General features: G+C 40.0%; 1 protein-coding gene. It reads right to left on the reverse strand.

Going from position 1 to position 1,013, the window contains the following annotated elements; all coding sequences use genetic code 11:
- Positions 1–473: 473 nt before the first annotated feature.
- Positions 474–1,013: SDR family NAD(P)-dependent oxidoreductase (locus tag FHL06_RS14285; RefSeq protein WP_153387336.1), on the reverse strand; the 540-nt coding region annotated here is incomplete at its 5' end.

The following is a 1,013-nucleotide window of genomic DNA, read 5'->3' on the forward strand; positions in this document are numbered from 1 at the left end:
AAATGTTGGCGCTGTGGGGACCGATTGGAGCCAAAGTGCGGTCTCCAATCTCGATTTTGAACTTCGCAAAGTACGCGAATTTCAAAACTCGTCCCGTGGTGTAAGGGCTAAAGCCCCAACACAACCTTCACTGCTGCCAACATTTCTTGTACCCAGAGACTAATATATTAATTATTTTTTATATCATGTAACTAATGAATTAGATAGATGAATTATTTGAAATACGAATTAAAATCTAAAAATCACCAATATGACATATAGGCTTTATTAAAAATAATCTAGCCGGAAGGAGTGAAAAATTTCGGTTGCTGTGAAGGTGGCGTTAGCACTTTAGTGCTTACGCCACGGGACGACTTTTGAGACTTGCGGTTTATGCAAGGCTCAAAATCGAGATTCGAGACCGCCCTTCGGCTCGAATCGATCCCCATAGCGACCTAAATTTCTCACTCCTGGAGGCGGGCTTACAAACTTTACTATTTCATCAATCTATTTAACACGGCTCGATAAGTATTTGGCATTGAACGTGCAATCACTACCATGCCATGGTCAACTATTGAATGATAATATCTCCGTTTAGGACGAACATCGGTTGCTGCTTGATAGAAAACTTTTGCCAATTCTTCTGAAGTTGCCCCAGTGTTAATTTTGCCAAACATATTCTCCAATTTATCTACCAAGTCACTATAAGGAGAATTATCCAATAGATTTTTCCGTGCGTTATTCAAAGCAATCGTACTCCACTCTGACTTGGTCAATCCTGGTTGAACCACAACTGAGCGAATCCCAAAGCGATGAACCTCACTATCTAAAACATCACTCCACATATTCAAACCAGCTTTGGTAGCATGATACCAACCACCTAACGAACTGTAAATATCACCTGCTATCGAAGAAATATTAACAATCCGACCAGAGCCTTGATGTCTCATGAATGGCAAAACTAACTGCGTTATTTGATCAACTGCAAATAAATTCACATCAAATTGACGTTTAGCATTTTCAATTGGCACTGC

This window comes from Companilactobacillus halodurans (assembly GCF_009600985.1).
Classification (GTDB): Bacteria; Bacillota; Bacilli; order Lactobacillales; family Lactobacillaceae; genus Companilactobacillus; species Companilactobacillus halodurans.